The following is an 11,328-nucleotide window of genomic DNA, read 5'->3' as shown; positions in this document are numbered from 1 at the left end:
GGATTCGGTCAGATCCGGTCGGGCGTGATCGGCCCGAGTCCCGGGCGGCCGTTCGGCCAGCGGCGGGCGTTGTCCCGGACCCGGCGGAGCTTGCCGAGGACAACGTCACGGTCGTCCGCCAACTGGGACATCCAGAGGCTGTCGATCTCGAGCAGGTGGTCCGGCAGGGCTTCCCGCAGCCGGCGCTTCCCCTCCTCGGTCAGGACGGCGAACGAACCGCGGGCGTCGTCGGGGCAGGGCTCCCGGCGCACCAGGCCGAGGTTCTCGGCACGGTCGACCAGCCGGGTGATGCCGCCGGTGGTGACGGTCAACTCCCGGGCAAGGGAAGTGAGACGCTGCTTCTCCCCGTGGCTGCGGGCCAGCCGCAGCAACAGTTCGAACATTGCCATTTGCAGTCCACTGCGCTTCAGGGAATGGCGCATCAGGTGATCCAGCTCTGCTGCTGCTTCTCGCAACAGGCCATAGGCCGTCAGCACGTCGCTTTCCCAGGGTTCGGCGGCGCGAGTGGGTTCTGCATCGGCGAGCGCTAGGGGCGAGCAAAGCGAAGGCGCGATGGTCATGGGCGGACTCTATTAGTTGACTAGGTCACTTCGCTACACGGGGTGACCTTTCGGCTACAGATCGACCCAGAACCGCAAGAACCCTGAGCGTAACCGATCCGCTCCAGCCGATCTGGACTAGCACGGTGGGTTTTTTACCTGCGGTGGCCGGGGAAAGGTGGAACGATATCCGTTCGCGCTCGCTGGGGAGGGTACGCATGGCGGTGATCGAGGCGGCCGATCTGGTCAAGGAGTTCAGCCGGCCCGCCGTGCAGCCCGGGCGGATGCCGCGGCTGCGAGCGCTGTTCAGCACCAAGCGGGACGTCACCCGGGCGGTGAACGGGGTGAACTTCGAGGTCGAGCCCGGCGAACTCGTCGGGTACCTCGGTCCGAACGGCGCCGGCAAGTCGACCACGATCAAGATGCTCACCGGGATCCTGACCCCGACCTCCGGAGTCTGCCGGGTGGCGGGTCTGGAGCCGTCCCGGGACCGCGCCCGGAACGCCCGCAACATCGGCGTCGTGTTCGGTCAGCGCACCCAGCTCTGGTACGACCTTCCGCTCCGCGACTCGTTCGAAGTACTCGGGGATCTCTACAACCTCGACAAGACGACGTACACCAAGCGCGTCGGCCTGTTCACCGAATTGCTCGACCTGGCGGACTTCCTGGACACGCCGGTCCGCTCACTGTCGCTCGGGCAGCGGATGCGCGGCGATCTGGTCGCGGCGATGCTGCACGAGCCGTCGATCCTGTTCCTCGACGAGCCGACGGTCGGCCTGGACGTGGTCGCGAAGGCGCGGCTGACCGAGTTCATCGCCGAGACCAACCGGACCTCCGGGACGACGGTCGTCCTGACCACGCACGACATGGACGACGTCGAGCGGCTCTGCCAGCGGATCATCGTGATCGACTCCGGCACGGTCCTGTACGACGGGGACCTCGCGAAGCTGAAGGCGCGGTTCATGCCGTACCGCTTCCTCGTGCTGACGCTGGCCGAGCGGAGCACCCGCCAGGTCGTGGACCTCCCGTTCGCGACCGAGGTGGAGACCAGCGCGGTCGGTGCGGTCCTGCCGTACCCGGAGCGCAGCGTCGTACTGCGGTACGACCCCCAGGAGATCGCGACGCCGGAGCTGATCGCGCGCGCCTCGCAGATGTACCAGGTCGACGAGCTGTCGATCGTCGATCCACGGCTGACGGATGTGATCGCCCAGCTGTACGACGGACTGCTGACGTGATCGCGGCCGAACAGGTTCGCGCGTTCCGCGGGATGACGCGCGCCGGCACGCGGTCCGTGCTCGCCTATCGCGGCGACCTGGTCACCGGCGCGATCACACTCGTCATCCAGGTCGTGCTCGCGATCGCCGTCTGGCGGACGGTGTACGCCGGTCGCGCGCCGGTGAACGGTGTGGACGCCCGTACGGCGGTCGCGTACGCGTCGATCGCGGCGTGCCTGCAGTCCGTGCTCCTGCCGTGGCAGTTCTCGACCTTGCCGATGCGGATCCGCACCGGGCAGATCGCGACGGACCTGACTCGGCCGCTCGGTCTGATGTGGCAGGTCTTCGGGCAGAACCTCGGCGTACTGCTGGCCCGGTTGCCGCTCGGGCTGATCGGACTCGCGGCAGCCGGCGTCCTCGGCGCCCTGGTCGCGCCGTCGGGGTGGGCGGCGGCGGTGCTGTCCGCGGTGGCGACGGTGGGCGGCGCGCTGATCGCGATGCTGTGCAACCTGATCGTGTCGATGGTGACGTTCTGGACGTTCGAGGTGAGCGGGCCATTGATCGTGTACCGGTTCGGCAGTGCGTTCCTGTCGGGATCACTGATTCCGCTGTGGTTCATGCCGGGATGGTTGCGAGGTGCGGTGGAGTGGCTGCCGTTCCAGGCGCAGGTGTACACGCCGGTGTCGATCTATCTCGGTCAGACGCGTGGTGGCGAGGCTGTGGCACTTGTCGCGGTGCAGTTGGGGTGGCTCGTCGTACTGACGCTGCTGCTCGAGCTGATCTGGCGGCGTGCTCGGCACAAGGTGGTGGTCCAGGGTGGCTGAGCAGACCTGGGCCCGGCAGTACGTGATCCTGCAGCGCGCAGCGTTGCGGGCCGCGTTGCAGTACCGGGTGAACTTCTGGACCACGCTGATGGGCGGAGTCGCCTATCAGGGCACGCAGTTGCTGTTCCTCGGCGTACTGCTGGGGAAGTTCGGGATGATCGCCGGCTGGGGCTTCCCCGAGATCGCGTTCGTGTTCGCGATGCGCCTGGCCTCGCACGCGCTGTACGTCGTGCCGTTCGGGTCGCTGCGGTTGACGGATCTGATCGTCCGGGACGGCGAGTTCGACCGCGTGCTGCTGCGCCCGGTGAACCCGTTCCTGCAGGTGATCACGCGCGGATTCCCGCTGATGTCGCTCGGCGACGCGCTGCTCGGCGCCGGCGCGCTGGTGATCTTCAGCTGGCACGCGCCGGTCGACTGGGACGCGCTGAAGATCGTCTACCTGCTGCTCGCGGTGATCGGTGGCGGGCTGGTCGAGACCGGCATCCAGACCTTCTTCTGCGGTCTGTCCTTCATCGCCACCTCGACCTTCTCGTTGCGGATCTTCGCCGACAACTCGATCACCCAGTTCTCCGGCTACCCGCTGACGATGTTCGGGCGGGGCGTCTTCTACGGGTTCTGCACCGTCTTCCCGATGGCGTTCATCGCGTTCCTCCCCGCGACGGTGTTGCTCGGCAAGACCTCCGACGTACCGCTTCCGCTGTGGCTCGTCGTCGCCTCCCCGCTGGTCGGACCGGTCGTTCTCGCGCTGGGTTATGCGTTCTTCATCCGCATGCTGCCGACGTACTCCAGCCCGGGGAGCTGACCCCGCACGGGGCCTGTGGATAACTTCCGCGGCCGGATCGCGATTTTTGCCACCCTTGATCCACGAGGTTTTCGCCACCGGATCGGGGAGCCAGATGAGCCAGGACACAGAGCACAAATCACCCTTCGGGCCCGGCTTCATCGCCGCCTGCATCGTGGTCGGCGCGGTGCTGATCTGCGGTCTGCTGATCCTGGTCGCGGGGTCGGGTTCCTCCGGGAAGGCGACCGCGAGCACCCAGCAGCCGGCTGCTGACTCGGCCTCGGCGAGCGCGGTGACCCAGCCTGCTGCCGGGGAGCCTTCGGCGGTTGCGAGTCCCTCCGGAGAGCCGGCGGGGGCCGGTGCCGCGGGGCAGGCGGGCGGGAGCTGTGGACTTCCCGCCGGTGACCAGGCGATTCCCGCGCAGGCCCCGGCGGTCGACAGCTGGGAGGTCAGCCGCCGGATCGTCGTACCGCGCTCCTCGTCGTTCGGGCCGCGGATCACCGATGCCGATGGTTTCCGCCGGTGCTTCGCGCACTCGCCGACCGGCGCGGTGTACGCGGCGTACAGCGCGATCGCGGCCATCGCCGATCAGACCAAGGCCATTCCGACCGCCAAGAAGCTGATGGTTCCCGGGTCCGCGACCGACAGTCTGATCAAGGAGCTCAGCACCCAGGAGGCCTCCAGCGACGACTCCGGGATCCAGCCGATCGGCTACCGGGTCGTGGACGCCGACCGGCAGCGGGTGACCGTCATGCTCGCCTTCCCCGTCGAGTCGGTCTACATGAGCGCCACCCTGACCCTCGTCTGGTACCAGGACGACTGGCGGGTCCAGCCACCGACGCCGGGCGACGCCGTCGGAGCGCCCTTCGCACAGCACCGTGATCTCGCCGACTTCGTGAAGTGGAGTGGTATCTGATGTGCGGACCGACGGAGATGAAGTGTCACGTGGCCGAGGGCGTCCAGTCGCTCGCCAACGGCTGGATCGAGGGCGCCAACCGGATGACGGCGGACTTCTTCTCGACCGTCCTGAACTCCCTGGCGACCTTCTGGGTCGATCCGAAGACGCCGGTCGCTCTGGCCAGCACGACCGACGGGCAGACCTGGACGAACAGTCAGACGGTCCAGTTCGTGCACGACAACACGCTCCCGCTGACGCTGACGATCTTCGCCCTCGCGATCGTCGCCGCCGGCATGCGGATGGCGTGGGAGCAGCGGGCGCGCCCGCTGCAGGAGTTGCTGAAGGCGATGCTGATCTTCGTCGTCGTCTGCGGCGCCGGTACGGCGATGGTCCAGGTGCTGGTCGAGTGGTCGGACCAGTTCTCGGTGAACCTGGTGAAGTCCGCGATCGGCGGCGACTCCTTCTCGTCGACGATTTCGAATCTGGTGTCGGGCCCGGACACCCGGGCCGGGAACGCCGGGATCAACTCGATCCTGATGGTGATCGTCCTCGGTCAGCTGGCGACCTGGGCGTCGCTGATCCAGATCGTGCTGATGCTGATCCGGTCGGCGATGCTGGTCCTGCTGGGTGCGACATTGCCGCTCGCGGCCGCGGCGACCAACACCGAGATCGGCAAGACCTGGTTCAAGAAGTACTGCGCCTGGACGCTCGGCTTCATCGCCTACAAGCCCGCGGCGGCCCTGATCTACGCGGCGGCGATCAAGCTGAAGGACGAGAACATGCTCGGCCAGAACAACGGCCTGACCCAGTCTCTGACCGCGCTCATGATGATGATGCTCGCCATCCTCGCGCTCCCCGCGCTGCTGCGGTTCGCGGTGCCGGTCACCGCGGCGGTGGCCGGTGGCTCGGCCGGAATGGGTAGCTCACCCGACTTCGGCGGGATGGCGACGGGCGCGCTCAATGTCGGCGGCGGGTTCGGTGGCGGGGGCAGCCGGAGCGGTGCGGCAAGTGGTGGCGGGTCGGTCGGCGGCGGTGGTGGTGGCGGAGCGGGCGCGGCAGGTGGGGGTGGTGGCGCCACGGGCGCGAAGCTCGCGGGCAGCGCAGGCGGCGCGGCGCTCGGACCGGCCGGCATCGCCGCGACGGCGGCTCGTAAGGCGGCCGGCGCGTTCGCGGGAGCCGCGGCGCACTCGGCCGGTGAAGCCGGTGGTGGCGGCGGCTCCGGAGCGTCGCGACCCAGCGGTGCGGGGCCGATGGGCGGGCGGTCGGGCGGCGGCCGATCGGGTGGCGGCGCGGGTGGCGGACGCCCGACGCCCACGGCGCGGGCCGGATCGTCCACAGGCTCCGGCGGCAAGACACCGGCCGGTGCCGGCGTGGGCGGAGGGTCGGACGGCCCGAGCGGCAACTGGTAACCATCGGCCAACGGCACGTCACGGCGGGTGCCGCCCCACCGCCGCACCGCCGCACTGCCGCACTGCCGCACTGCCGCACTCCTGCCCCCCGGCCGGGCGGCGGGCGCGGCCCGAGGGGATGCGAGCATGAGCGCCATGCCTCTGGACCGGATTGCTCTGATCTCCGACGTGCACGGGAACCTGACGGCGTTGGAGGCGGTGCTGGCGGATATCTCCGGGCGCGGGATCGAGCGGATCTTCAACCTCGGCGACTACGTGGGGAAGGGTCCGCGGGGCCAGGCCGTGGTGGATCGGTGCCGCGAGGTCTGCGAGGTGAACCTGCTCGGAAACTGGGACGACTTTCTCCCGGATCCCGGGCGGACCGAGGACCGTGAGGGCCTGCGGTGGTGGAAGAACGAGCTGCGCGAGGAGCAGTGGAGATGGCTGCGCGGGCTGCCGTTTTGTCATGACTTTGTGCTGAGTGGGCGGCAGGTGCGGTTGTTCCACGCGTCCTCGACGAGTGTTCATCGACGCGTCCGGTTCGATCACAGCGAGGCGGAGTACCTGGGCATGTTCGAGAACACTCCGGCGACCGGCGACGGGCCGGTGCCGACGATGGTGGGGTACGCCGACACTCATGACCCGTTCTTCGAAGAGGATCTCGGGCGGACCTTGTTCAACACCGGATCGGTCGGGAACAGCCTCGGCGATCCGACGCCGGTCTACGTGATCCTGGAGGGCGTTCTGGACTCGACCGAACCGGCCCCGCTCTCGGTGCAGTTCGTCCGGGTGCCGTACGACGCCCACGCCGAGCTGGCCGTTGCTCGCGAACTAGGGATGCCGGAGCTCGACGCGTACGAGTCCGAGATCATCCACGGGCTCTACCGGACCAACTTCTACAGCGGTACTCCGGACGGCTATCACCGGTAATCCCCAGGGTTTTCCACAGCCTGGGGATTGTGGCTGTCAGCAACCATCCGAGTGGTGTTCACTCGTCGGTCAGGTGTCGAGCAAGGTCTCGGAACCGATCGGGTGGTAGCCGGCCGCCAGGAACGCGCGCAGGGAGGCGGCATTGCCTGGCGTGACCTGCGCCCAGATCGACGCATCCGGGGGGATCACAGCGCGAGCGGCCCGGGCGAGCCGACGCCCGTGACCACGTCCCCGGATCTCGTCGGGGAGCTCGATCGCGCACTCCAGACGGCCCGCGAGACCACGCCCTGTGATGACGACCGCGCCGTACTCATCGCCGTACACCCGGACGTCGTCGCGGTGCTGCAACGCCCGCTCGACCCGGGGATGGTCGTGATTGTCGAGCGGTGTCAGCCCGGCGATCGCAGCGGTTCGTGAGTCCGGATCGGTGAGCGCGGTGGCGAGCAGCATCGCGTCGGTGGCTCCGGCGCGGCGGCCGGTCCGCTCGGCGAGCGCCTGCAGGAAGGCCGGGCCGACCGGCGCGCCCAGATCGCCCTCCGGGATCCGCTCGGCGACCCACTCCGCGCTGACATCCGCCGCGATCACGGTGTGCCCGGTGAACGCCACCACCGCGGAGTCGCGCTCCGACGGCGCCGGTACGACGGTCAGCCCGAGATCCGGGGCCGGGAGGATGCCGTGTTCGACGGCACGCAGAATGGCAGCCAGAGTAGTCATCACGAGCATTCTCACGGAGATCCCGTGTCACGCTCGATGACGCCCGCCGAGGAGGCAGCAGGATGCGGAAACCGCAGCTGGTGAAGGCCGAGGGATTGCCCGATCGGGTGACGATCTACGAGGTCGGCCCGCGGGACGGGTTGCAGAACGAGTCGGCCGTCGTCGACGTCGCGGTCAAGGCCGAGTTCATCCGCCGGCTGCTCGACGCGGGGCTGACCACGGTCGAGACCACGAGCTTCGTGCACCCGAAGTGGGTCCCTCAGCTGGCCGACGCCGCCGAGCTGCTCGAGCGGCTGGAGCTCCCGGACGGCGTCCGCGCACCGGTCCTGGTCCCGAACGAGCGCGGTCTCGACCGGGCGCTCGCGGCCGGTGTCGCCGAGATCGCGATCTTCGCGAGTGCGACCGAGACGTTCGCGGCGAAGAATCTGAACTCCACGCTGGACGACCAGTTCGCGATGTTCACGCCGACCGTGCAGCGGGCGCTGGCCGCGGGACTGACGGTCCGTGGATACGTCTCGATGTGTTACGGCGACCCGTGGGAGGGCGACGTACCGATCGATCAGGTGGTGAAGGTCGGGGCCCGGCTGGTCGAGCTCGGGTGTCACGAGTTGTCGCTGGGCGACACGATCGGGGTCGCGACGCCGGGCCAGGTGAGCGCGCTGATCGCAGCTTTCGGCGCGGCCGGGGTCGGCGTCGACAGGCTGGCGGTGCACTTCCATGACACGTACGGTCAGGCGCTCGCCAACACGTTGACCGCACTGCGGGAGGGCGTCACCACGGTCGACAGTTCGGCCGGCGGCCTGGGCGGCTGCCCGTACGCCGAGAGCGCGACCGGCAACCTTGCGACCGAAGACCTCCTCTGGCAACTGGACGGCCTCGGTGTCGAAACCGGCGTCGACCTGGAGAAACTCGTCAGTACCAGCGTGTGGATGGCCGGACAGCTCGGCAAACCGTCTCCCAGCCGCGTCGTCCAGGCGCTCGCCGGCTGAAACTGTCGGTGGGCCTCGTCAGACTGGTCCGGTGAGTGCGCAGCGGGCTGAGCTCGGGGAGTTCTTGAAGGCGCGCCGCGCCCGGGTGGCCCCTGAGGACGTGGGCCTGCCCGGCGGCGGCCGACGCCGTACGCCGGGATTGCGGCGCGAGGAGCTCGCGCAGCTCGCGGGTGTGGGCGTGACCTGGTACACGTGGCTCGAGCAGGGCCGCCCGATCAACGCGAGCAGCCAGGTGCTGGACGCGGTCGCCACGACGCTCAAGCTGACCCCGGCCGAGCGCGAGCACCTCTACCGGCTCGCCGAGGCCACCCCGATGCGCCTGCCGCGGACGACGGACTGCGCGAGCGAGGCCGTGTTCGCCGAGATCGTCGACGCGCTCGACCCGCTGCCCGCCGTGATCACCAACACGCGGTACGACATCATCCGGGCGAACGGCGCGTACCACGACCTGTTCCACGACTGGCATCAACTGCCCTGCATCCACAAGAACCTGCTCTGGTGCGTCATCACCGAGCCGTCGGCCCGTGCACAGCTGCTGAACTACGACACCGAGGTCCCGTACCTCGTCGGTCGGCTGCGCTCGGCGTACGCCGAACACATCGGTGACCCGGACTGGGAGACCGACCTCGAGCGGCTGCGGTCGATCAGCCCCGAGTTCGCGCAGCTCTGGTCCCGCCACGAAGTCGCCGCCTGTACGCCGCGCGTGCGCCGGATCGTGAATCCGAAGGCCGGCGAAATGAATTTCACCATCACCGAGCTGGCGGTCCCGGCGCACCCGGATCTCGTCCTGTTCGTCGAGACACCGGCGGATGACGACACGCGCAGCAAACTCCCGCTCACCCGCAGGCAACCGGCCGAACAGTCGGTCTGAGCGTCACGGCTCGATCGGGCGGCGGATCCGGCGGACCAGGCTCTTGTCGGCGAACTGACCCACCCGGTACGTCGACCAGCCGTCGACCGTCGCGCCCACCGCACCGCCGAGGAACGGCACCCGACGGGTGACCGTGAGCGCCATCCGCTTGCCGCCGATCCGCGCGATCAACTCCGCCACGACCTCACCGGAGATCTGCCGGTCGAGCTCCGGGTCGAAGACCGGCGCCGTCGCGATCGCGAGCGGTGACGTGACCAGGCTCGCCTTCCGGAGCCGATCGGCGACGCCTTCCTCACCGAGGAGGCAGGTGATGACCGCCGTCCGGACCCGTGGGTCGTCGAGGTCGTAGCCGCGCAGGTGCGCGATCGACGCGACCATCCGCGCCTGGACGACCGCGAGACCGGTCAGGTTGGCCGGCAACGCGACGGGCAGCGTGACGAGACCGCCGACGCTGGTGGCGAACCCCTGCACGCCGGCGAGCCGGATGTGCTGGTCGATCACCGCTTCGATGGCGAGGTCGACGTCACCGTCGCACCGCTCCAGCTTGCTGTTCGCGATCCGCTCCGCGCCCGGGAACCGCTGGTACCCGTCGATCGCGATCTCGAGGATCTGGCGCAGCGCACCGCCGGCTGCCGTTGGGGCGAACCGCTGGGCGGCGGGCGCGAGACTACTGGCGACGAACCTGGCTACTCCGGCCACGGTGCTCCTTCCCGCCCGGCCCCACGCGTCAGAACCCGGACGTGCTTCAACTGTACGTGTCTCCCAGCCCCTCGCCACTCGGGACAAACCCTTGGTGTCCCCTAGGTACTACGTACGCGAGGATGGTCATGTGCCTGTTGAGCCTGCTGCGTCTGTCTGGGAGTTCCCGCCGGTTGGTGTGGCGGGCGCGAGCGACGTGGTGGCGGGTGGGGCCGATCTGGCGCCGGGGACGGTGCTGGCGGCGTACCGGCGGGGGTTGTTCCCGATGCCGGACCACCGCGGCTCGGTGCTGTGGTGGTCGCCGGTCGACCGGGGCGTGATCGATGTCGCCGGCTACACGCCGTCACGGTCGCTGCGGCGGGCCCGGGCGAAGTTCGAGATCCGGGTGAACACGGCGTTCGATCGGGTGATCCGCGCGTGTGCGGACCCGCGCCGGCCCGGATCGTGGATCGACAGCGACATCATCGCGTCGTACACGGAGCTGCACCGGCTCGGCTGGGTGCACTCGGTCGAGGCCTGGGACGGCGACCAGCTGGCCGGCGGCCTGTACGGCGTCGCGATCGGCGGACTGTTCGCCGGGGAGTCGATGTTCCACCACGCAACCGACGGCTCGAAGGCGGCCGTCGCGGGCACGATCGAGCTGCTGAACGACGAGTACGCCGCCGACCGGGTGTTCGACATCCAGTGGGTCACCGACCACCTCGCGACCCTCGGCGCCGTCTCGATCCCCCGCGAGACCTATGTACGCCGGATCGCACGCGCCCTCGACGTACCGCTGCCGAAGGCCTTCAGCTGAGCCCGACGAACGCGGCCATCTGCCGGGTCGTCGACGCGAAGAACTCGTCCGCCGGGTCCATCGACCCGACCAGCTGACCGAACAGCTCGAAGCTGATCATCCCGAACAGCTGCGTCCAGACGATCACCGTCCGGACCAGTACCGCCGGCGGCACGTCCGGCGCCAGCGCGACCAGGACCTGCGTCTGCTCGGCCAGCAGTCCGGACGGCTCGGGTGCGTCGGCCGGCACCTCCAGCCGGCCCGCCACCTGCGCCTTCTGGAGCAGCCCGAGCAGCAGGAGCGGGACCCGGGCTGCCGGTTCGACGGTCGTCTGCGGCGCCTGGTACCCGCTGATCGGCGACCCGTAGATCAACGCGTACTCGTGCCGGTTCGCCCGCGCCCAGTCCCGGACCGCGGCGCAGATCGTCGTCCACTCCTCGACCGTGTCGGCGCCGGTCGCCGCCGCCTCGGCCGCCGCGCCCATCGCGTTGTACGCGTCGATGATCAGCGCGGTCAGTAGCTCGTCGCGGTTCGCGAAGTACCGGTACAGCGCGGACGACACCATGCCCAGCTCGCGGCAGATCCCGCGCAGCGACAGCGCCTCCGCGCCGACGGTCGCAAGCTGCCGCCGGGCAGCGGTCTTGATCTCCTCGGTCAGCTCGGCCCGGGCGCGTTCACGGGCAGTACGTCCGGCGTTCATGGCGTC

Annotated in this window: 13 protein-coding genes; 9 read left to right on the top strand and 4 right to left on the bottom strand. The window is 69.4% G+C overall.

Features of this window, described 5'->3' with window-relative positions; translation table 11 throughout:
• Positions 1-8: 8 nt before the first annotated feature.
• Complete coding sequence (locus ACFYRH_RS04690) at positions 9-560, bottom strand: MarR family winged helix-turn-helix transcriptional regulator (protein WP_387768092.1); 552 nt, start codon at positions 558-560, stop codon at positions 9-11.
• Positions 561-757: 197 nt separating this feature from the next.
• On the opposite strand from ACFYRH_RS04690, the gene ACFYRH_RS04685 reads away from it, so the two are divergent.
• The 6 genes from ACFYRH_RS04685 (at position 758) to ACFYRH_RS04660 (ending at position 6,574) form a co-directional block, all read left to right on the top strand.
• Positions 758-1,774, top strand: coding sequence for an ATP-binding cassette domain-containing protein (locus ACFYRH_RS04685; protein WP_387768089.1), 1,017 nt, complete (start codon positions 758-760; stop codon positions 1,772-1,774).
• Positions 1,771-2,577 (top strand): ABC transporter permease, encoded by an 807-nt coding sequence (locus tag ACFYRH_RS04680; RefSeq protein WP_387768086.1) that lies wholly within the window; start codon positions 1,771-1,773, stop codon positions 2,575-2,577. Before ACFYRH_RS04685 ends, ACFYRH_RS04680 begins: the two co-directional genes overlap by 4 nt.
• On the top strand, positions 2,570-3,379 hold the full coding sequence (locus tag ACFYRH_RS04675) for an ABC transporter permease (protein WP_387768083.1): 810 nt from the start codon (positions 2,570-2,572) through the stop codon (positions 3,377-3,379). The genes ACFYRH_RS04680 and ACFYRH_RS04675 overlap by 8 nt, the downstream gene beginning before the upstream one ends.
• A 94-nt stretch (positions 3,380-3,473) precedes the next feature.
• Positions 3,474-4,274 (top strand): hypothetical protein, encoded by an 801-nt coding sequence (locus ACFYRH_RS04670; RefSeq protein WP_387768080.1) that lies wholly within the window; start codon positions 3,474-3,476, stop codon positions 4,272-4,274.
• The gene (locus ACFYRH_RS04665; protein WP_387768078.1) at positions 4,274-5,665 is read left to right on the top strand and encodes a hypothetical protein; all 1,392 of its coding nucleotides are present in this window, start codon (positions 4,274-4,276) and stop codon (positions 5,663-5,665) included. The genes ACFYRH_RS04670 and ACFYRH_RS04665 overlap by 1 nt, the downstream gene beginning before the upstream one ends.
• 126 nt (positions 5,666-5,791) lie before the next feature.
• Entirely contained in the window at positions 5,792-6,574 is a 783-nt protein-coding gene (locus ACFYRH_RS04660; RefSeq protein WP_387768075.1) for a metallophosphoesterase family protein, read from the top strand.
• 69 nt (positions 6,575-6,643) lie between these two features.
• On the opposite strand, the gene ACFYRH_RS04655 is transcribed toward ACFYRH_RS04660, so the two are convergent.
• Positions 6,644-7,288, bottom strand: coding sequence for a GNAT family N-acetyltransferase (locus tag ACFYRH_RS04655; protein WP_387768072.1), 645 nt, complete (start codon positions 7,286-7,288; stop codon positions 6,644-6,646).
• 62 nt (positions 7,289-7,350) lie between these two features.
• Here ACFYRH_RS04655 and ACFYRH_RS04650 point away from each other — a divergent pair, with 62 nt between their 5' ends.
• Positions 7,351-8,277 (top strand): hydroxymethylglutaryl-CoA lyase, encoded by a 927-nt coding sequence (locus tag ACFYRH_RS04650; protein WP_387768069.1) that lies wholly within the window; start codon positions 7,351-7,353, stop codon positions 8,275-8,277.
• Positions 8,278-8,308: 31 nt separating this feature from the next.
• Entirely contained in the window at positions 8,309-9,148 is an 840-nt protein-coding gene (locus tag ACFYRH_RS04645; protein WP_387768066.1) for a helix-turn-helix transcriptional regulator, read from the top strand.
• Between the two features lie 3 nt (positions 9,149-9,151).
• On the opposite strand, the gene ACFYRH_RS04640 is transcribed toward ACFYRH_RS04645, so the two are convergent.
• Positions 9,152-9,847 carry an EcsC family protein gene (locus ACFYRH_RS04640; protein ID WP_387768063.1) on the bottom strand — a complete coding sequence of 232 codons (696 nt, stop codon included), beginning with the start codon at positions 9,845-9,847 and terminating at the stop codon, positions 9,152-9,154.
• A gap of 130 nt (positions 9,848-9,977) precedes the next feature.
• On the opposite strand from ACFYRH_RS04640, the gene aat reads away from it, so the two are divergent.
• Positions 9,978-10,643, top strand: coding sequence for a leucyl/phenylalanyl-tRNA--protein transferase (aat, locus tag ACFYRH_RS04635; RefSeq protein WP_387768061.1), 666 nt, complete (start codon positions 9,978-9,980; stop codon positions 10,641-10,643).
• Here the strand turns inward: aat and ACFYRH_RS04630 are convergent.
• On the bottom strand, positions 10,636-11,322 hold the full coding sequence (locus ACFYRH_RS04630) for a TetR/AcrR family transcriptional regulator (protein WP_387768058.1): 687 nt from the start codon (positions 11,320-11,322) through the stop codon (positions 10,636-10,638). The two genes, aat and ACFYRH_RS04630, sit on opposite strands and share 8 nt — an antisense overlap.
• Positions 11,323-11,328: the final 6 nt, after the last annotated feature.

Source organism: Kribbella sp. NPDC004875, from assembly GCF_042873375.1.
Lineage (GTDB): Bacteria > Actinomycetota > Actinomycetes > Propionibacteriales > Kribbellaceae > Kribbella.
The sequence above is the reverse complement of the archived record's forward strand: the minus strand, read 5'-3'. Positions and strand labels throughout refer to the sequence as shown.

Excerpts from the sequence above, each read along its gene's own strand:
- ACFYRH_RS04690 (WP_387768092.1), bottom strand. The coding sequence starts at position 560 with ATGACCATCGCGCCTTCGCTTTGCTCGCCCCTAGCGCTCGCCGATGCA.
- ACFYRH_RS04655 (WP_387768072.1), bottom strand. The coding sequence starts at position 7,288 with ATGACTACTCTGGCTGCCATTCTGCGTGCCGTCGAACACGGCATCCTC.
- ACFYRH_RS04685 (WP_387768089.1), top strand. The coding sequence starts at position 758 with ATGGCGGTGATCGAGGCGGCCGATCTGGTCAAGGAGTTCAGCCGGCCC.
- ACFYRH_RS04630 (WP_387768058.1), bottom strand. The coding sequence starts at position 11,322 with ATGAACGCCGGACGTACTGCCCGTGAACGCGCCCGGGCCGAGCTGACC.
- ACFYRH_RS04650 (WP_387768069.1), top strand. The coding sequence starts at position 7,351 with ATGCGGAAACCGCAGCTGGTGAAGGCCGAGGGATTGCCCGATCGGGTG.
- ACFYRH_RS04660 (WP_387768075.1), top strand. The coding sequence starts at position 5,792 with ATGAGCGCCATGCCTCTGGACCGGATTGCTCTGATCTCCGACGTGCAC.
- ACFYRH_RS04665 (WP_387768078.1), top strand. The coding sequence starts at position 4,274 with ATGTGCGGACCGACGGAGATGAAGTGTCACGTGGCCGAGGGCGTCCAG.
- ACFYRH_RS04670 (WP_387768080.1), top strand. The coding sequence starts at position 3,474 with ATGAGCCAGGACACAGAGCACAAATCACCCTTCGGGCCCGGCTTCATC.